The sequence below is a fragment of the Sphingomonas bacterium genome, assembly GCF_903644055.1.
Classification (GTDB): Bacteria; Pseudomonadota; Alphaproteobacteria; order Sphingomonadales; family Sphingomonadaceae; genus Sphingomonas_I.
The window spans coordinates 1-18,378 of the sequence record NZ_CAHJXD010000177.1; the positions used below are offsets into that span (position 1 = coordinate 1).

The 18,378-nt window shown below is 67.0% G+C and carries 19 protein-coding genes; 9 read left to right on the top strand and 10 right to left on the bottom strand.

The features are described from left to right. The first annotated feature begins 202 nt into the window (after positions 1–202). The 8 genes from HUU94_RS07560 (at position 203) to HUU94_RS07595 (ending at position 4,883) form a co-directional block, all read left to right on the top strand. Positions 203–1,528 carry a S41 family peptidase gene (locus tag HUU94_RS07560; RefSeq protein WP_174274480.1) on the top strand — a complete coding sequence of 442 codons (1,326 nt, stop codon included), beginning with the start codon at positions 203–205 and terminating at the stop codon, positions 1,526–1,528. Between the two features lie 130 nt (positions 1,529–1,658). Continuing rightward, positions 1,659–2,135 carry a disulfide bond formation protein B gene (locus HUU94_RS07565; protein WP_174274481.1) on the top strand — a complete coding sequence of 159 codons (477 nt, stop codon included), beginning with the start codon at positions 1,659–1,661 and terminating at the stop codon, positions 2,133–2,135. Positions 2,136–2,164: 29 nt separating this feature from the next. Further along, positions 2,165–2,656, top strand: coding sequence for a demethoxyubiquinone hydroxylase family protein (locus HUU94_RS07570; RefSeq protein ID WP_254602032.1), 492 nt, complete (start codon positions 2,165–2,167; stop codon positions 2,654–2,656). 41 nt (positions 2,657–2,697) lie between these two features. Continuing rightward, on the top strand, positions 2,698–3,072 hold the full coding sequence (locus HUU94_RS07575) for a hypothetical protein (protein ID WP_174274483.1): 375 nt from the start codon (positions 2,698–2,700) through the stop codon (positions 3,070–3,072). Next, complete coding sequence (locus HUU94_RS07580) at positions 3,069–3,428, top strand: hypothetical protein (protein WP_174274484.1); 360 nt, start codon at positions 3,069–3,071, stop codon at positions 3,426–3,428. Before HUU94_RS07575 ends, HUU94_RS07580 begins: the two co-directional genes overlap by 4 nt. Before the next feature lie 102 nt (positions 3,429–3,530). Further along, positions 3,531–3,899 carry a 50S ribosomal protein L21 gene (gene rplU, locus HUU94_RS07585; protein ID WP_174274485.1) on the top strand — a complete coding sequence of 123 codons (369 nt, stop codon included), beginning with the start codon at positions 3,531–3,533 and terminating at the stop codon, positions 3,897–3,899. Positions 3,900–3,913: 14 nt separating this feature from the next. Further along, the gene (rpmA, locus tag HUU94_RS07590) at positions 3,914–4,180 is read left to right on the top strand and encodes a 50S ribosomal protein L27 (protein ID WP_174274486.1); all 267 of its coding nucleotides are present in this window, start codon (positions 3,914–3,916) and stop codon (positions 4,178–4,180) included. A 166-nt stretch (positions 4,181–4,346) separates the two neighbouring features. Then, on the top strand, positions 4,347–4,883 hold the full coding sequence (locus tag HUU94_RS07595) for a GNAT family N-acetyltransferase (protein WP_174274487.1): 537 nt from the start codon (positions 4,347–4,349) through the stop codon (positions 4,881–4,883). A 17-nt stretch (positions 4,884–4,900) separates the two neighbouring features. Here the strand turns inward: HUU94_RS07595 and HUU94_RS07600 are convergent, their stop codons facing one another. The 4 genes from HUU94_RS07600 to HUU94_RS07615 all read right to left on the bottom strand — a co-directional run bounded on the left by HUU94_RS07600 (position 4,901) and on the right by HUU94_RS07615 (position 8,778). After that, positions 4,901–6,805: a glycosyltransferase gene (locus HUU94_RS07600; RefSeq protein WP_174274488.1), complete on the bottom strand. Its 1,905-nt coding sequence runs from the start codon at positions 6,803–6,805 to the stop codon at positions 4,901–4,903. 85 nt (positions 6,806–6,890) lie between these two features. Beyond that, positions 6,891–7,646, bottom strand: a complete 756-nt coding sequence (locus tag HUU94_RS07605; protein ID WP_174274489.1) for a molybdopterin-binding protein — start codon at positions 7,644–7,646, stop codon at positions 6,891–6,893. After that, positions 7,643–8,461 carry a cytochrome b/b6 domain-containing protein gene (locus HUU94_RS07610; RefSeq protein WP_174274490.1) on the bottom strand — a complete coding sequence of 273 codons (819 nt, stop codon included), beginning with the start codon at positions 8,459–8,461 and terminating at the stop codon, positions 7,643–7,645. The genes HUU94_RS07605 and HUU94_RS07610 overlap by 4 nt, the downstream gene beginning before the upstream one ends. Continuing rightward, a complete protein-coding gene (locus HUU94_RS07615; RefSeq protein ID WP_174274491.1) occupies positions 8,458–8,778 on the bottom strand; it encodes an antibiotic biosynthesis monooxygenase family protein in 321 nt (106 codons plus the stop codon). The genes HUU94_RS07610 and HUU94_RS07615 overlap by 4 nt, the downstream gene beginning before the upstream one ends. Positions 8,779–8,885: 107 nt before the next feature. Here HUU94_RS07615 and HUU94_RS07620 point away from each other — a divergent pair, with 107 nt between their 5' ends. Beyond that, the gene (locus tag HUU94_RS07620) at positions 8,886–9,509 is read left to right on the top strand and encodes a class I SAM-dependent methyltransferase (RefSeq protein ID WP_174274492.1); all 624 of its coding nucleotides are present in this window, start codon (positions 8,886–8,888) and stop codon (positions 9,507–9,509) included. 31 nt (positions 9,510–9,540) lie between these two features. Here HUU94_RS07620 and gltB read toward each other — a convergent pair whose 3' ends face one another. The 6 genes from gltB to HUU94_RS07650 all read right to left on the bottom strand — a co-directional run bounded on the left by gltB (position 9,541) and on the right by HUU94_RS07650 (position 18,178). After that, positions 9,541–14,067: a glutamate synthase large subunit gene (gene gltB / locus HUU94_RS07625; RefSeq protein ID WP_174274493.1), complete on the bottom strand. Its 4,527-nt coding sequence runs from the start codon at positions 14,065–14,067 to the stop codon at positions 9,541–9,543. Further along, complete coding sequence (locus tag HUU94_RS07630; RefSeq protein WP_174274479.1) at positions 14,064–14,546, bottom strand: hypothetical protein; 483 nt, start codon at positions 14,544–14,546, stop codon at positions 14,064–14,066. The genes gltB and HUU94_RS07630 overlap by 4 nt, the downstream gene beginning before the upstream one ends. Further along, complete coding sequence (locus HUU94_RS07635) at positions 14,543–14,839, bottom strand: nucleotidyltransferase domain-containing protein (protein ID WP_174274494.1); 297 nt, start codon at positions 14,837–14,839, stop codon at positions 14,543–14,545. Before HUU94_RS07635 ends, HUU94_RS07630 begins: the two co-directional genes overlap by 4 nt. After that, on the bottom strand, positions 14,836–16,266 hold the full coding sequence (locus tag HUU94_RS07640) for an NAD(P)-dependent oxidoreductase (protein ID WP_174274495.1): 1,431 nt from the start codon (positions 16,264–16,266) through the stop codon (positions 14,836–14,838). The genes HUU94_RS07635 and HUU94_RS07640 overlap by 4 nt, the downstream gene beginning before the upstream one ends. 144 nt (positions 16,267–16,410) lie before the next feature. Continuing rightward, the gene (locus tag HUU94_RS07645; RefSeq protein WP_174274496.1) at positions 16,411–17,211 is read right to left on the bottom strand and encodes an undecaprenyl-diphosphate phosphatase; all 801 of its coding nucleotides are present in this window, start codon (positions 17,209–17,211) and stop codon (positions 16,411–16,413) included. 34 nt (positions 17,212–17,245) lie between these two features. Then, a complete protein-coding gene (locus tag HUU94_RS07650; RefSeq protein ID WP_174274497.1) occupies positions 17,246–18,178 on the bottom strand; it encodes a complex I NDUFA9 subunit family protein in 933 nt (310 codons plus the stop codon). Positions 18,179–18,378: the final 200 nt, after the last annotated feature.

Genomic DNA, 18,378 nt, shown 5'->3' on the forward strand with positions numbered 1-18,378 from the left:
TCGCAAGCTTCGAACCCGGCGCGATGCTCGCCGCCGGCCAGCCGATCGGCCGCGCGCGCGGCCCGCTGCTCATCGAGCTCCGCCATAACGGCCGGCCGATCGACGTCGCCGCCATCGCCGCGCGGCTCGGCGGCTCGGCCATTTCGCAGCAAGGATTGTCCCGCTAAGGGGGTATCACTCTTGTCGAAAGTTGCCCTGCCCGATGCGTAACAGTTTCTTCCTTCGCGGTGCCGGCCTCGTCGTCGCCATGGCGCTGATCCCGGCGGTCAGCGCGGGCTTCGCGGCGAGCGACGTCGATACCTACAAGGAGCTCGACCAGTTCATGTCGATCTACGAGCGGGTGAAGGCCGATTATGTCGACAAGGTCGACGACAAGACGCTGGTCCGTGGCGCGATCGACGGCATGCTCGCCGCGCTCGATCCGCATTCCTCCTATCTCGACTCGCGCGATTTCCAGAATCTGAAGACCACCACCGAGGGCAATTACGGCGGCCTCGGCCTCACCGTGCAGGCCGAGGACGGAGTCGTGAAGATCGTCACCGCGACCGAGGACACCCCCGCCGCGCGCGCCGGGCTCAAGTCGGGCGACTATATCACCAACATCGACAGCAAGCTGATCTACGGCAGCTCGCTCGACGAGGCGGTCGAGAAGATGCGCGGCGCGCCCGGCACGCAGATCCGTCTGACGATCGTCCGTCCCGGCCGCGACAAGCCGTTCGACGTGACGCTGACGCGCGAGATCATCGAGATCAAGGCGGTCAAGTGGCAGGTCAAGGGCCGCGTCGGCGTGATCGACGTCAACAGCTTCTCCAAGGCGACCGGCCCCGGCCTCCACGCCGCGATCGTCTCGATCGAGAAGGCGCTGGGCGGGCGTCCGCTCGGCTATGTCCTCGACCTGCGCTCCAATCCCGGCGGGCTGCTCGATCAGGCGGTCGAGGTTTCGGACACCTTCCTCGATCATGGCGAGATCGTCTCGCAGCGCGGGCGCGAGAAGAGCGACATCGAGCGCTTCTTCGCGCGGCCGGGGGATGAGGCGCATGGCCTGCCGGTGGTCGTGCTCGTCGACGCCGGCACCGCATCGGCCGCCGAGATCGTCGCGGGCGCGCTACAGGATCAGCGCCGTGCCCTAGTGATGGGCGAGCGCAGCTTCGGCAAGGGATCGGTGCAGACGGTGATGCCGCTGACCGACGAGACCGCGCTCCGCCTGACGATCGCGCGTTATTATACGCCGTCGGGCCGCTCGGTTCAGGAGAATGGCATCACCCCCGATGTCGTCGTGCCGCAGCTCAACGATCCCGATTACAAGGGCCGTCCGCGACTGCGCGAGGCCGATCTGCGCCACCACCTCATCAATTCGGTGAAGGGCGACGACAAGTTGCTGGAAGAGGATACGACGACCGACCCGCGCTTCGCCGCGACCCCGGAATCGCTCAAGAAGGCGGGCGTCACCGATTTCCAGCTCGATTATGCGGTGAAGACGATTGCTCGCCTCGTGCCGGCCGCACCCACGAAGGTGGCCGCGAAATGATTGCTTTGCCCTTCTCCCCTCCCGCATGCGGGAGGGGCTGGGGGTGGGAACCCGGCCTCGGAGGCAGCGCAGCGATCGGGCGTGGCCTGCCCACCCCCGCCCCCTCCCGCATGTGGGATGGGAGAGGTCGATGAACCGCTCCCTGCGCCAAGCCCGCCTGCTTGCCTTGCTGCTGCCCGCCGCCTTGCTCGCGGGCGCATGGGGCTTCCAGCTTCTCCGCCATCTCGTGCCGTGCGAGATGTGCCATTGGCAGCGCTGGCCGCTCTACGCCGCGCTGGTGCTCGCGCTGCTGGCGTTCGTGCCCGGCATGAAGCGCGGCGTCGTGCGCCCGCTGGCCATATCGGCGGGCCTGTGCATCCTCGGTAGCGGCGGGCTCGGTTTCTATCATCTGGGCGTCGAACAGCATTGGTGGCTTGGGCCGACGCACTGCACCGCGACCGTCGTGCGCGGCGGCGACGCGCTGAAGGCGTTGCTCGCCCAGCCGTTCGTGCTCTGCGATCAGCCGCAATGGACCCTGCTCGGCATTTCGCTCGCCGGCTTCAATGCCTTGATCTCGATCCCGGGCGGGCTGATCGTGCTGGCGCTTGCGCTGAAGGCGCGACGGTGAGCGGCGTTTCGCCGGAGGATCGCGCGCGGATGCTGCGCGTCGATCAGGCGGGCGAATATGGCGCCAGCCGCATCTACGCCGGCCAGCTCGCGGTGATGCGCGGCCGCCATCCCGCCGCGCGCACGATCGCGGGCATGGCCGCGCAGGAGGAGCGCCATCTCACGCGCTTCAATGCGATGATGGTCGATCGCCGTATCCGCCCGACCGCGCTGGCGCCGCTGTGGGACATCGCGGGCTTCGCGCTCGGCGTCGCGACCGCGATGATCGGGCCGGAAGCGGCGATGGCCTGCACCGCCGCGATCGAGACCGAGATCGACCGGCACTATGGCGATCAACTGGTTCAGCTTGGCGCCAGCGATCTCGCGCTATCGGAGGCGATCGCCGATTTTCAGGCAGACGAGGTCGAGCATCGCGATACCGCGCTGGCGCATGGCGCGGAGCAGGCGCCCGGCTTTCCTTTGCTTTCGGCGGCGATACGGCTCGGCTGCCGCGTGGCGATCGGGCTGTCGCAACGGATATGAACGGCCGCCGCCGCGTTGACGGCATGAAGGAGCGTAAGCGAATGACCAGGTGGCTCATCCTCGGTTCGGGCGTGATCGGCCTGGGCCTCGCGCTCTCCCCCGCGCAGGCGCAGAGCAACGACAAGGTGCTGATGATCTTCGGCAGCGATCCCTGCCCCGCCGGCACGACCTGCGTCCGCGCGCCGGAGAGCGAGCGCTTCCGCATCCCCAAGAGCCTCCGCCAGTCGACGCCGTCGACCGGCAACGAGCGCTGGGGCGATCGCGCGCGCAGCATCGACACTGTCGGCGCCTCCGGTACGGGAAGCTGCACCAACACCGGCGCGGGCGGCTGGACGGGATGCTGGGGGCAGCGGATGCGCGCGGCCAAGGCGGATCGCGCGAAGGTCGTCGAGGAGAGCGTGGTCGCGCCCGAGTGAGGATCACGCTGCCGCTGGCCGCCTTGCTCGCGGCGCTGCCGGTCGCGCCCGCGCCCGCCGCCGATCCGCCCGAGCGGTTTTCGACGCTGGTCGTCTACGGCGACGACCCGTGCCCGCGTAGTTCGGGCGACGAGATCGTTGTCTGCGCGCGCAAGCCCGAGAACGAACGCTACCGCATCCCCAAGAGCCTTCGCCGCCAGCCCTACAATGCCGCGCGCGACGGGAGCTGGGCGGGCACCGCCAAGGTGCTGGAGATGGTCAGCAAGCAGGGCATTCCCAACAGTTGCAGCCCCATCGGCACCTACGGCCAGTCGGGCTGTTTCCAGAAGTTCCTCGCGGACAACCGCCGGCCCTGAAGCTTGACAGGCCGGGACCGCTCGCCTAGCTGCGCCGCTTCTCGCGACGTCTGGCGCCTCCCCGGTCCATGCCCGCGATCCTAGAAGCAAGTGATGAGGGCCATGTTCGCAATCGTGCGCACGGGCGGCAAGCAATATCGCGTCGCCGCCGGAGACAAGATCGTCGTCGAGAAGCTCGAGGGCGAGGCAGGCGCCTCGATCTCGCTCGGCGATGTGCTGATGGCGGGCGATGGCTCGGAGTTGAAATCGGTCGAGGGCCTGCTGGTCTCCGCCGAGATCGTCGCGCAGGGCCGTGGCGAGAAGATCATCGTCTTCAAGAAGCGCCGCCGGCATAATTATCGCCGCCGCAACGGCCATCGCCAATATCACACCATCCTGAAGATCACCGCGATCGGCGATCACAAGGATGAGGGTCAGTCCAAGCAGGCCAAGGCCTCCCCCGAAGCCGCTCCGGCGGCGGCGGAAGCGTAAGGAGCTAGGGTAAGATGGCACATAAAAAGGCAGGCGGCTCGTCCCGCAACGGCCGCGACTCGGCGGGCCGTCGGCTCGGCGTCAAGAAGTTCGGCGGCCAGGAAGTGATCGGCGGCAACATCATCATCCGCCAGCGCGGCACCAGGGTCTATCCCGGCGTCGGCGTCGGCATCGGCAAGGATCATACGCTGTTCGCGATCGCCGAGGGCCGCGTGGCGTTTCACGACGGCAAGCTCGGCCGCAAATATGTGAGCGTGATTACCGCAGCCGCGGCCGAATAACGGACGATCGATAAAGGGTCGTCCGGGATGGGCGACCCTCCGATCCGGTGAAGCGGATCATCAGGGAGACGGGTCGCACCGCCTCCCTTTTTCTTGTCTCCCTGGAAATACATCTGTCGTGGCGGCGTAACGCGGACACGGCATGATGGACGCGAAGGAGACGCTCATGTTCGCCATCACCGAACGCCTGCTCCTCCGGCCCGGCTGGATGGAAGATGCGCCCGCGCTCAGCCGCGCCATCGGCGAGGAGGCGATCGTCCGCAATCTCTCGCGCGCGCCCTGGCCCTATGCGCTGGGGGATGCGCAGACCTTCCTCGCCAGCCCGCGCGATCCGCTGCGGCCGAACTTCCTGATCTGCCGGCGCGACGATGCCGCGATCGTCGGCGGCATCGGGCTGATCGGCGCGAGCGATGCCGACGAGGCCGAACTCGGCTATTGGATCGGCTCCGCGCATTGGGGCCATGGTTATGCGACCGAAGCCGGGCGCGCGGTGGTGGCGATCGCCGATGCGAGCCTGCGCATCCCCCGCCTTCGTGCGTCGCACGCGCTCGACAATCCGGCGAGCGGCAGGGTCCTCGCCAAGCTCGGCTTCCGGCAGGGGGCGCTGGGACGGATCCACAGCATCGGTCGCGGCGGCGAGATGGAGGTGCGGCTGTTTTCGCGCGATCGCCGATCGGTGGTGGAGCAGGCGCTCGCCGCGTAAAAGCCGTCGAAGCGCGCTCAGGCCTCGGCGGGAAGCGTCGACGGCGCGGCCGTCTCGCCGGCCAGCCGCCGCTCGCTGAGCCATGCCATCACCGGCGCGGCAAGAAAGCGGCCCGATGATGCGACCGCGCCGATCGCCAGCATTGCCGCGATATCGCCGCCGATCCGCCCGACCAGCGCCAGCGGCACGATCGCCATCGCGAGCATCCCGATCCCGATAAACGTCTCGGGCAGGGTCGCGCGGAAGGCGGCGAGCCCGCGCGCGGCCTGCGCGAACTTCGGCGTGCGCCGCCACGCCAGCGGCCGCGACGACAGCCCGGCCAGCCCCGCGACCATCTGCACATAAGTCAGCGACAGCCGCGCCAATTCGCCCCGCGCCATCGCGCCGATCTTGGTGCAGCCCGACAGCCGGTAGCGCTGCCAGCGCCGCACCAGCGAGGCGGCAAGGCCCATCGCCAGCACCAGCCAGGCGACGTCGGGCAAATCGATCGGCGGAACCGCGCCCCTGGCGATCGTCAGCATCAGCGCCACGGCGGTGACGAGCCCGATCGCAACGTTGGCGACCTGCACAATCGGCGCGATGCCGCGCATCACCTCGAGCAGCTTGTTCCAGCTATCCATGTTGCGGCTGCCACCCAGTGCGCGCGGGCGATACAGCCGCCAATGCCGGCGGAGCTGCTGCACCGGCCCGGCGGTCCAGCGGAAGCGCTGCTTCTTGTAATCGTCGAACGTCTCGGGAATCAGCCCGCGGCCGAACGTGTCGCGCAGATAGAGGCCATGATAGCCGACCTCGCGCAGCCGCACCGAAACCTCCGAATCCTCGGTCAGGCACCATTCGGCCCAGTCGCCCGCCGCGCGCAGCGCCGTGGTGCGGATCAAGCACATCGTGCCGATCGTGAAGGCCGCGCCATATTCGCTGATTCCTGGCATCTCGATCTTGTTGGACGGCATATATTCCCAATAGCAGGCGGAGAGGTACGCGCTCTCGGCATGCTCGCGATAATCGTGCGGGGTCTGGACATAGCCGATCGCGGGATCGTCGAAGAAGCCGGTCAGCCGCGCGAGGAAATCGGGCTCGGCCTCGTAATCGGCATCGATCACCGCGATCAGATCCGCGTCGGCCGCCATATGATCGAGCAGCCAGTTGAGCGCCCCAGCCTTGGCGCCCGCGAGCGGTGCGACATGGAAGAAGCGGAAGCGCTCGGCACCGATCTGTCGGTTCAGCATCGCGCAATGCCTCTCGACCGGGCGCCATAAAGCCTCGTCGGCGGTGTTGTTGTCGCAGACCAGTACCTCATAATCGGGATAATCGAGCCGCGCGAGGCGATCGAGCACCGCGTTGAGCATCGCGGGCGGTTCGGCATAAGCGGGCACCTGGATCGAGACCTTGGGCCGCGCGCCGCGTCGCTCGGGCGGAAACTCGGCTATCGGCGCTGGGAAGGGCGCGGTCGGCCGCCGCCAGGTGCCGTGCGTCAGCATCGCCTGCCGCGCGAGCTTCTCGACGAAATTGAGGCTTATGCCGCCCGCCGAAAACAGGCTGGCGGCGATCACCAGCGCCAGCACGCTCTCCGAAGCGCCCGATTCGGCGACCAGCGCATAGGTCCATAGCGACCCCACCACCCAGGTCAGCGGGGTCAGCGCCATCTCCAGCGTGCCAGTAAAGGTCAGGCGCGGGAAGGCGAGCTTGAGCGCGAGCACCAGCGGCATCGAGACGATCATCGCCAGCGCCGCCCCCGATGCGCCGCCGGTGACGAGCACCGCGAACGCCCAGCAGCCGAACGCCGTCGCGGCCAGACCACCGCCCCAGCCCCAATCGAGATCATCGGCCTGATAGGGCAGGCGCACCGCCCACGCGTTGAGGATCGCGGTGCCCAGCCCGAGCGCCGCGACATAGACCAGGCTGGCGTCGTAAATCTCGCGCATCAACCGCCTGCTATCCCCGATGTCGCCAGTGGCCTTCAAGCACGAAGCGGTGGATGCCATAGCTTATGGGCATGACGCGTGCGGCTCAGATGCCGGCATACCACTGATAGCCGGAGACATCCTCCCAATATCCGCCCCGCCCGCCGGCGATAGGATCGAACGATCGCACGGCCTCCAAGCCCATGACATATTTGGCGTGCTTGTAGCCGAGCTGCCGCTCCACCCGCAGCCGCAGCGGCGCGCCATGGCCGACCGAGAGCGCCTGGCCGTTCATCCCCCAGGCAAGGATCGTCTGCGGATGGAAGGCATCGACCAGGTCGATCGACTCATAATAAGGCGTGCCGCCGAAATCGTCAGCGCAGCGGAAGACGATATAGCGCGCCTGGGTGGAAAGCCCCGCCTGCCGGAGCAGCAGCCGCAGCGGCACCCCCGTCCATTGCCCGATCGCGCTCCAGCCCTCAACGCAGTCATGCCGCGTGATCTGCGTCCGCGCCGGCATCCGCCGAAGCTGATCGAGCGAAAGGCTCAGCGGGCGCGCGACCATCCCGCCGACGCCGAGCCGCCAATCGGCGAACCCCCCCGCCAGCAGCCGCGCATAATCCGCCGAGGAAGGCCTGGCATTGCCGTTGACGCGAAACTTCGGCGACATGTCCGCGGCGCCATATTCGGGCGCAAGCGCGGCGCGATCGGTCACCGCGCGCTGCGCCAGCCGCGTCGCCTCGTTGCCGATCGCCAGCACTTTCCGCACGCCGGGCAAGGCGTCGATCCGGTCGCAGCCGCCGAGCAGCAGCCCGCCCGCGCCCGCGCCGGCCGCGCCGATCAACTGGCGGCGGCTGATCATCCCTCCCGCTCGCTCGGCAGACGATAGCGGCCGGTGATTATCGATCGCATCTCGTTGATCGGCCCCGCCAGCACGACCATGACGAGGTGAACCAGGATGAAGGCGGCGAGCCCCATCGCGCAGAGGAAGTGGATCGAGCGCGCCGATTGCCGTCCGCCGAATAGCTCCAGCAGCCATGGCCAAGCCGCGTTGATCGTCGGCGACAGGCACAGCCCGGTCAGCACCGCGCCCGGCAGCAGCACCACCAGCACGCCGAGGTAGGCGAGCTTTTGCAGCACGCTGTAGCGCCGCGCCGCCGCGCCGGCCGGGAAGCGCAGCCGGGCGTGATCCTTGATGTCTTGCCAAATATGCGCCGGCCGCACCTCGGCGATCGAGAGCGCGAGGTCGTGGCGGAAATGGCCGCGCGCGAGGCCCCATGCCCAGAACAGCAGCCCAGGCACGACCAGCAGCCAGGAGAAGGCGAGATGCCACTGCCGCGCGCCCGCCAGATCGTAATGCGAGGGGATGGTGATCAGCGGCGAGAAGGCATAGCCGCGCCCGTTGACCACCACGCCCACCAGCCCGAACGTCGGCAAGGTCAGCGGCCCGACGCGCAACCGCCCCGGCCCGATATCCAGCCAGCTATGATCGAAATTGGCGCCGTAGCGGCCCCAATAGAGATGCGGGTGCGCGTTGAAGATCATCAGTCCGCTCATCAGCATCACGAACACCGCGAGCGCGTTGCACCAATGCCATAGGCGCACCGCCAGCCCGTGCCGCCGGACGACGTCACCGCCTCGGGGGGATCGCTCAGCGGCGGGATCGGCCTCGCTCATCGCCGCCAGTCATAGGCGCGGGAGACGGTCGCGACCACCACTTCGTAGCGATCGTACCAGTCGCCGCGCCCGCGCGCGCGGATCGGGGCATGTTCGGCATGGTCGCGCCACGCGATCGCGGCGGCTTCGTCGGCCCAGTAGCTGATCGTGATCCCCTCGCCGGCGGCATCGCGGACGGCGCGGAGGCCGAGATAGCCCGGCTGGCGCGCCGCCTCGGCCGCCATCGCCGCGGAGGCTTCGGCATAGCCCGCCGAATCGCTGCCGTTGCGCAGGCTGGTGAAGATCACCGCGACTGCGCCACGCTTCATCTTATCCATGCCCTCGGGATAGAGTGTGGAGTCCGCGCATTGAACCCCTGTCTTGCCATTGCGCGGCGCTTTGTGCGACGGGTTGCGGCTTGAGGAACGACGAAGGGCACGGATCGATGAATGCACCCGCCGGCGATCAGGCCTTGAAGCGCCGCGCGCGCGATCGCGGCGCCAAGAGCCTCGGGCCGCTGGCGATGTTCTTCCGCGAATTCCTGCGCCATCCGGTGATGGTCGGCTCGATCATCCCATCCTCGGGCAAGCTCATCCGCAACATGCTCTCGCGCTGCGACTGGCCCAACACCAAGTTGTTCGTCGAATATGGCCCGGGGGTCGGCACCTTCGCGCGGGCGATCCTCGATCGGCTCGGGCCGGACGCGACCTATCTGGTGATCGACACTAACCGCGAATTCATCGATTATCTGCGCGACCGCATCCATGATCCGCGCTTCGTCGCGGTCCACGGATCGGCGGCGGACGTCCGCCAGATCATCGCCGAAAACGGCCATACCGAGGCGGATTATATCCTTTCCGGCCTGCCCTTCTCGACGCTTCCCCCCGGCATCGGCCCCAAGATCGCCTATGAGACGCACGATGCGCTGCGCGCCGGCGGCGCCTTCCTGGTCTATCAGTTCAGCCCCAAGTGCCGCGATTTCATCGCGCTGGCGTTCGACAATATCGATCATGCGTTCGAGCCGGTGAACATTCCCCCTGCCCAGCTTTATTGGGCCTGGAAGGGATAGGCGCAGGTCCTCCCCATAAGGGAGAACCCGCCTACTCCGCCGCCACCACCTCGTCGATCGCGTCGGCGGCATCCTCCAGCGGATGCGGCAGGCGGCTGATCATTTCCTTGGGAACGACCTGCCAGAATTTGCCGACCCAGCGATCCCAATCATCGAGGATCGCATTCGACCATTTGCTGTCGGTCGCCACCGCATGTTCGGCGACCAGCACCTTGAGCACCGCCTCCCAATGCGCCGAACCGATCCGGTGCCAGCCGATGCTCTCGGGATTGGCGCGGCCCGCGAAGCCGCCGTCCTCGTCGAGCACGAAGGCCATTCCCCCGGTCATCCCCGCGCCGAAATTGTCGCCGGTGGCGCCCAGGATCACCGCCATGCCGTTGGTCATATATTCGCAGCCGTTGGCGCCGCAGCCTTCGACGACCACGATGGCACCCGAATTGCGTACCGCGAAACGCTCGCCTGCCTGCCCCGCCGCGAACAATTTGCCCGCGGTCGCGCCATAAAGCACGGTGTTGCCGATGATCGTGTTCGCCTTGCTCTCCAGCGGGCTCGAGACGGTCTGCCGGACGATGATCTTGCCCCCCGACAGACCCTTGCCAACATAATCATTGGCCTCGCCGAAAACCTCCAGCGTCAGCCCCTTGACCGCGAACGCACCCAGCGACTGCCCCGCCGAACCGCGCAGGCGGACATGGACATGATTGTCGTTGAGCGCGCTCATCCCGAACTTGCTCGTGATCTCGGCGGAGAAGCGCGTGCCCACCGCGCGATGCGTGTTGCGCACCGTATAGGTGAGCTGCATCTTCTCGCCGCGCGCGAAAACCGGCGCGGCATCGCGGATCATCTGCGCGTCGAGGCTGTCGGGCACATCGTTGCGGAAGCTGTTGAGCTGGAAGCGGCGATGATGATCGGGCGCGTCGACCTTGGCGAGGATGGGGTTGAGATCGAGATCGTCGAGATGCTCGGCGCCGCGGCTGACCTGGCGGAGCAGCTCGGTGCGGCCGATCACCTCGTCGAGGCTCCTGACCCCGAGCCGCGCGAGGATCTCGCGCACCTCTTCGGCGATGAAGGTCATCAGGTTGATGACCTTCTCGGGCGTGCCGACGAACTTGGCGCGCAGCGCCTCGTCCTGCGTGCAGACGCCGACCGGGCAGGTGTTCGAATGGCACTGGCGGACCATGATGCAGCCCATCGCGACCAGCGACAGCGTGCCGATGCCATATTCCTCCGCGCCGAGGATCGCGGCGATGACAATGTCGCGCCCGGTCTTGAGGCCGCCATCGGTACGCAGCTTGACGCGATGGCGCAGGCCGTTGAGCGTCAGCACCTGATTGACCTCGCTGAGGCCCATCTCCCACGGCGTGCCGGCATATTTGATGCTGGTCTGGGGCGAGGCGCCGGTGCCGCCGACGTGGCCGGCGACGAGGATCGCATCGGCATGCGCCTTGGCGACGCCCGCCGCGACCGTGCCGATCCCCGCCGACGAGACGAGCTTGACGCACACCCGCGCGCGCGGGTTGATCTGCTTGAGATCATAGATGAGCTGCGCCAGATCCTCGATCGAATAGATGTCGTGATGCGGTGGCGGCGAGATGAGCGTCACACCCGGCGTCGAGTGGCGCAGCCGGGCGATCATCTCGGTGACCTTGAAGCCGGGCAATTGCCCGCCCTCGCCGGGCTTGGCGCCCTGCGCGACCTTGATCTCCAGCTCCTCGGCGGAACCCAGATATTCGGCGGTGACGCCGAAGCGGCCGCTGGCGATCTGCTTGATCACCGAATTGGCATTGTCGCCGTTGGCATAGGGCTTGAAGCGGACCTTATCCTCGCCACCCTCGCCCGAGACCGCCTTGGCGCCGATCCGGTTCATCGCGATCGCCAGCGTCTCGTGCGCCTCGGGCGAGAGCGCGCCCAGGCTCATCCCCGGCGTGACGAAGCGCTTGCGAATCTCGGTGATCGCCTCGACATCGTCGATCGGGCCGGGCTCCTTCGCCCAGTTGAACTCCATCAGATCGCGCAGGTAGACCGGCGGCAGATCGCGCACCCCACGCGAGAATTGCAGATATTGGCTGTAATTGTCGGTGGCGACCGCGCTTTGCAGCAGATGCATGAGCTGCGCCGAATAAGCGTGGCTCTCACCGCCCGCGCGCTGGCGATAGAAGCCGCCGACGGGCAGCACCGCCGGCCCCGCCGCGAACGCCGCCTCGTGCCGCAGCCCCGCCGAAAGCTGGAGCGAGGCATAGCCTTCGCCCGAAATCTTGGCGGGCATGCCGGGGAAGAGATCGTTGACCAGCGCGCGGCTCAACCCCACCGCCTCGAAATTATAGCCGCCGCGATAGGAGGAGATCACCGCGATCCCCATCTTCGACATGATCTTGAGCAGGCCGTCGTCGATCGCCTTGCGCCACGCCTTGAAGCAATCGGCGGCGCTCTTCGCGCCGAACAGCCCGCGCGCATGGCGGTCGGCGATCGCCGCCTCGGCGAGATAGGCGTTCACCGTCGTCGCGCCGACGCCGATCAGCACCGCGAAATAATGCGTGTCGAGGCATTCGGCCGAACGCACGTTGATGCTCGCGTAGGAGCGCAGCCCCTTGCGGACGAGGTGCGTGTGCACCGCCGCCGCCGCCAGCACCATCGCCATCGCCAGCCGCTCGGGCCCGACATTCTCGTCGGTCAGGAACAGCTCGCTCTTGCCCTCGCGCACCGCCTGCTCGGCCTCGCGCCGCACGCGCGCGATCGCCTGACGCAGCGCGTCGGGCGCGCCGCCGATCGGATAGGAGCAATCGATCGTCGCGTGGTTGGCACCGAAATGCAGCTTGAGCGTCGCCCAGTCGGCGCTCGTCAGCACGGGCGAATCGAGCACCAGCACGCCCGACTGCTGCGCCTCGGTATCGAGAATGTTGGCGAGATTTCCGAACCGCGTCTTGAGGCTCATCACGCGGGTTTCGCGCAGGGAATCGATCGGGGGATTGGTGACCTGGCTGAAATTCTGCCGGAAGAAATGGCTGATCAGCCGCGGCTTGTCCGAAATCACCGCGAGCGGCGTATCGTCGCCCATCGATCCGATCGCTTCCTTGGCGGTCTCGATCTGGGGGCTGAGGATCAGCTCCATATCCTCCATCGTCTGCCCGGCGGCGATCTGGCGGCGGATCAGCTCGGCGCGCGTATAGGCAGGCGGCGCCGCTTCGGCGGGCACCGGGAGGTCAGCCATGAAGCGGAAGCCCGCGACCCATTCGCCGTAGGGCGCCTCGGCGGCGATCCGCGCCTTGATCGCGGCATCGTCATAATATCGGCCTTCCTCGAGATCGATCGCGACCATCTGGCCAGGACCCATCCGCCCTTTGGCGATGGTCGAACTTTCCGGCACAATCACCATGCCCGCCTCGGAGCCGACGATCAGCAGATTGTCGGCGGTGCGCAGCGTGCGCAGCGGGCGCAGCGCGTTGCGGTCGACGCCGGCCACCACCCAGCGGCCATCGGTCATCGCCAGCGCGGCGGGGCCGTCCCACGGCTCCATCACGCTCGCGAAATAATTATACATGTCCTCCACCGGCTGCGGCAGGTCCGCGCCCGCCCAGGCTTCGGGCACGAGCATCAGCTTGGCGGTCGGCGCGTCGCGGCCCGAACGGCAGATCGTCTCGAACACCGCGTCCAGCGCGGCGGTATCGGAAGCGCCCGCCGGGATCAGCGGCTTGATATCCTCCGAATGGCTGCCGAACGCGGTCGCGGCCATCTTGATCTCGTGGCTCTTCATCCAATTCTTGTTGCCGCGGATCGTGTTGATCTCGCCGTTGTGCGCGAGGCAGCGGAACGGCTGCGCCAGCCACCATTGCGGGAAGGTGTTGGTCGAATAGCGCTGGTGGAAGATCGCGACGCGGCTGACGAAGCGCTCGTCGCGGAGATCGGGGTAGAAGACCGATAGCTCGGCGGCGAGGAACAGCCCCTTGTAGATCAGCGACCGGCACGACAGCGAGCAGATGTAGCAGCCCTGGATCTGTGCTTCGACCAGCTTCTTTTCGATCCGCCGGCGGACGAGATACAGTTTCTTCTCGAATTCGGCGGCGCTCTCCGTATCGGGCATCGGACCCGCGATCATGATCTGCTCGATCTCGGGCCGCGTCAGCATCGCCTTGTCGCCGATGCAGCTCACGTCGACCGGCACCTGCCGCCAGCCGTAGATGGTGTAGCCGAAATCGATGATCTCGCTCTCGACGATCGTCCGGCAATCCTCCTGCGCGCCGAGATCGGTGCGCGGCAGGAAGATCATGCCGACCGCGAGGCGATTGCCGCGCGGCTTCTGCCCCGCCGTCTCGATCGCATCGTCGAAGAAGCCCGCGGGAATATCGATATGAATGCCCGCGCCATCGCCGGTCTTGCCGTCGGCATCGACCGCGCCGCGATGCCACACCGCCTTCAGCGCATCGATCGCCGCGGTGACGACGCGCCGCGACGCCTTGCCATCGGTCGCCGCGACGAGCCCGACGCCGCAGGCATCGCCCTCATATTCGGGACGGTACATGCCCTCGCGGGCGATGCGATCGCGTTCGGCTTCGGTGGTCATGCGGGCTGATCCGGATAATCATTGTTGCGCAGAAACTCGAACACGACCGCGAGCGTCGACATCAGGACGGTGTTTGCATCCCATGCGCTTCGGAAGCGCACGAACTGCTGTTCCTTGGACAGGGGGTATTCGTGAACGAGCTGGTTGCGAAGCTTCACGACCGCGCTCCACCTATCACTACTTCCAATCAGGCTTAGTGATTCCGCCCGATCCGCGATGGCCCGGGCCGACAGCCCGGTGAGATCCTCATTCTCCAGTGTCAGGATCGTGCGGAGCAACCGGGCCGTAAGATCCTGTAGCTGTTCGACCCCCTTGAGCACGGCGCGCGCGGCGATGCGCTTTGGAGCATTCCATTGCTCCATCTCCGTTACCCCCGCCGGAAATTCCTCGATCGCATCCATTGCCTCCCCTAGGCCGACGGACACTTCATCAACGGCGCGCAGAAGGTCCGACAACGCGATGAGCTCTGGATCGCTCACAAAACAAGTCCATCACGATAGGCGATCTGCTCGAATCCGCTCAATGTGTCGCCGCTCGTGCTGAAAAGCATGTCGACCTTGCGTCCGTCGATCGCCATCTCGATCGCATCGAGAAATCGCGAGCGCGCATAAAAATCCGGAATCGAAGCTGGCACTTCGAAATGAAGATCTATGTCACCGCCCTTGCGGTGGTCGTGCCGGCGGCTGCCGAACAGGCGCACGACAACGCCTTCACCAAACATTTCGCGGGCGGCCGATGTTATGGCGCTCACCTCGCGCGGCTCGAGCCTCACGCCGCCAGCCTTTCGCCCGAAGCTTTCGCTTTCAGCCAGACGTGCATCCGCTCGCTCACGTCGCGGCCGTCGCGCACCGCCCACACCACCAGGCTGGCGCCGCGCACGATGTCGCCGGCCGCGAACACGCCGTCCAGGCTGGTCATCATCGTCTTGTGATCGACGCGGAGCGTGCCCCAGCGCGTCACCGCGAGATCGGGGGCGCCGAACAGCTTCGGCAATTCCTCGGCATCGAAGCCGAGCGCCTTGATGACGAGATCGGCATCGATCCGTTCCCCCGCTCCCGCATCGATCTCCGGCGTGCGGCGGCCGCCGGCGTCGGGCGCTCCGAGCCGCATCTTGCCGACCTGAACGCCCGCGAGCACGCCGTCGCGATCGTGGAACGCCTCGGGTGCCGAGAGCCAGACGAATTCGACGCCCTCTTCCTCGGCATTCTTCACCTCGCGCTGGCTGCCCGGCATATTGGCTCTGTCGCGCCGATAGAGGCAGCGGACCGACGCGGCGCCCTGACGGATCGCGGTGCGCACGCAATCCATCGCGGTATCTCCGCCGCCGACGACGACGACATGCTTGGCCAGCGCGTTGAGGCTGCCGTCGTCCCACGCGGGCACGGCATCGCCGAAGCCCTTGCGGTTCGAAGCGGTGAGATAGTCCAGCGCCTCGACCACGCCCGCCGCGCCGACGCCAGGCGCCTTGATCGCGCGCGGCTTGTAGACGCCCGTGGCGATCACGATCGCATCATGACGCCGGCGAAGCGCCTCGAGCGTCGCGTCGCGGCCGACCTCGAAATCCTGGTGGAAGACTATCCCGCCCTGCGCGAGACGTTCGACGCGGCGCATCACCACGGACTTCTCGAGCTTGAACCCCGGAATGCCGTAGGTCAGCAGCCCGCCCGCGCGATCATGGCGATCGTAGACATGGACCTCGTAGCCCTGCACGCGCAGCAGCTCGGCGGCGGTCAGCCCCGCCGGCCCCGCGCCGATCACGCCGATCGACTGGCCACGATCGGGAAGCGGTGCCAGCGGTTCGACCCAGCCTTCCTCCCAGGCCGTGTCGGTGATGAATTTCTCGACCGACCCGATCGTCACCGCGCCATGACCGGAGAATTCGATCACGCAATTGCCCTCGCACAGCCGATCCTGCGGGCAGATGCGGCCGCAGATCTCGGGCATCGTCGAGGTGGCGTTGGAAAGCTCATAGGCCTCGCGCAGCCGCCCCTCGGCGGTCAGGCGCAGCCAATCGGGGATATGATTGTGGAGCGGGCAATGCGTGGTGCAATAAGGTACGCCGCATTGCGAACAGCGCGAGGACTGGGCCTCGGCCTCGGGCACGTCGAACGTCTTCGAAATCTCGGCGAAATCGCCCGCGCGCTCTCCGGCCGCCCGCTTGTCCGGATAATCCTGACCGATTGTCGTGAATTGCAGCATTGCCTACTCCTGCTGCACATATGTCAGCAAAGGAGGAGCAAGTCAAAGCTATGAGACAGCAGAACTGTCCTATTATGTATTGCTACTGGCTGTTGGAGAGTCACGCATAGACGGTTTGGTCGTATTAAGTCCCGATACGGACATTTATATTTTGAGCCATGCCAAAGCAGCCGCTCCGGCAACGATTCGATACCAGGCAAACGGCGCGAAACCGTGCCGCGAGATGAAACGGACGAATCCCCGCACGACCACCAACGCTACCAGAAACGCTATGGTGAAGCCGATCCCGATCGTCCCCCAGCCAACTGCGCCATGGCCGATCTCTTGCCGGTTCTTGACCAGTTCGAGCAATGTCGCGCCAAGCATGGCCGGGATCGCCAGAAAAAAGCTGAACTCGGCCGCAGTGCGACGCTCCACGCCGAGTGTCAGCGCACCCATGATCGTCGCCCCCGATCGGCTGATCCCGGGTATCATCGCAAGGCATTGAACGATGCCGATGACCGCGCTGGTTCCGATCGGCAGCTCGGCGATCCCTGATATCCGCACCGTCTTGGCCAGCCGCTCGATCGCCAGGATCGCGATGCCGCCCGCCACCAGCGCCACCGCCACCACATCGGGCCGCCCGAGCAACGCCTCGATCTTCTTGTGCAACGCAAAGCCGATCACCGCGACGGGGATCGAGGCGACCACGACGTTGCGCACGAAGCGGATCGATGGCGGATCGCGCCGCGCCAGCCCTCGCAGCACCGCCCAGAAGGTCCTCCAGTAGAGCACCACCACCGCCAGGATCGCGCCCAGTTGGATGACGATGTTGAAGACTTTCCACTTCTCCTCGTCATAGCCGAGCAAGGCGCCCGCGAGGATCAGATGGCCGGTCGACGAGACGGGCAGAAATTCGGTCAGCCCCTCGACGATGCCGAGGAGGATCGGCTGGATGACGCTCATGCGCTACCTCTGTCTGGGAGGGAAGGGAGGCCAATCAGGCGGTGGTGAGGCCGAAGCGGCCTTCGCGGCGAAAGCGCACCAGCCAGGCGGGCGCGATCGCCTCGAGCGGACGCGGATCGATCCCGAACGCGGCGAAGCCCGCCGCGCCGGGCGCCACGACATTGTCCTTTTGCAGCATCAGCCACTGATCCCACGTCATCGGGGCGCCCGGCAGCCAGCCGCCGAACCGCGCCATCGCCGCCGCCGCCGGATCGGGCACCGACACGAAGCGCGGCGTCCGCCCGATCGCCTGCGCGATCCAGCGGTTGAGCGCTTCCATCGTCACAGGCTCGGGGCCGCCCAGCTCATAGGTCTTGCCCGCGTGCGCGCCGGGATCCAGCGCCGCCGCCGCGACCGCGCGCGCGACATCTCCCACCCAGGCCGGCTGGAACCGCACCGTCGGGCGGATGATCGGCACGACGGGCAGCTTGCCGATTATCCCGGCGAAGCGGTTCACGAACGCATCCTCCGCACCGAACAGGATCGAGGGCCGGACGATCGTCGCGCTTGGGAATGCGGCGCTTATCGCCTGCTCGCCCAGTCCCTTGCTGCGCGCGTAGGCCGATTCCGCGCGGGCATCGGCGCCGATCGCCGAGACCTGCACCATCGCCCGCGCGCCCGCCTCGGCCGCCGCCTTCGCGACGTTGCGCGCGCCCTCGACATGGATATGCTGGAAATCGCCTGCCAGGATGCCGACGAGGTTGATCACTGCCGTCGCGCCCGCCACCGCCTTGGCGATGCCGTCGGGCCTCAATATGTCGGCGACGATGAACTGCGTCTGCCCCAGCCCACCCAGCGGCTTGAGAAAGTAGGCGCCCGAAGGATCGCGCTCCGCCACGCGCAGCCGCGCGCCCGCCTTAAGCAATTCCTGCGCGACGTAACGGCCAAGAAACCCGCCGCCGCCGAACAGCGTCACCACCTGGTCCATCGCGCCTGCCGTCCTTCGAATGGTCGCCCGGTCCATGCCCCCCGGCGCGCGGCGGCGCAAGCCGCGTGGCGGGGCGGCGGCATTCGGTTGACAAGGAACGAGCCCCCCACCTACAGCGCGCGCCCTACCCCGTGCCCAGATGGCGGAATTGGTAGACGCACCAGCTTCAGGTGCTGGCGATCGCAAGGTCGTGGAGGTTC